The organism is Paraburkholderia sp. SIMBA_053 (genome assembly GCF_046534895.1).
In the GTDB taxonomy this organism is placed as follows: domain Bacteria; phylum Pseudomonadota; class Gammaproteobacteria; order Burkholderiales; family Burkholderiaceae; genus Paraburkholderia; species Paraburkholderia caledonica.
Genome location: NZ_JAWRXU010001472.1, coordinates 1 through 244, shown reverse-complemented (window position 1 = coordinate 244; position 244 = coordinate 1). Strand labels below are relative to the sequence as shown.

Sequence of the window (244 nt, the reverse complement as noted above, 5' to 3'; positions counted from 1 at the left end):
CACGGTGAGGTTGGCGTAGGCCAGCACCAGCCATTTGGCGCCATCGTCGTCGAACTGCACCTGCACGCGCGCATGCGCGCCGCTGCCCTCGTAGTCGGTCACCACGCCGCCACCGAACTTGGGATGGGTGACGTTGGCGCCGAGCGCGATGGCGGGGGCCTCGATCTTCACCGCCCCGTAGTTGCGCGGGGCGCCAATCGCGGCCGGGCGCGAGACCTGGATCCTGGGCCGCACCTCGTTGAGC

At 70.5% G+C, this 244-nt stretch carries 1 protein-coding gene; it reads right to left on the bottom strand.

Annotated features, from left to right (window positions below):
* Window positions 1-244 (bottom strand): hypothetical protein (locus SB753_RS40505; protein ID WP_410805607.1); only part of this gene is annotated, 244 nt, incomplete at both ends.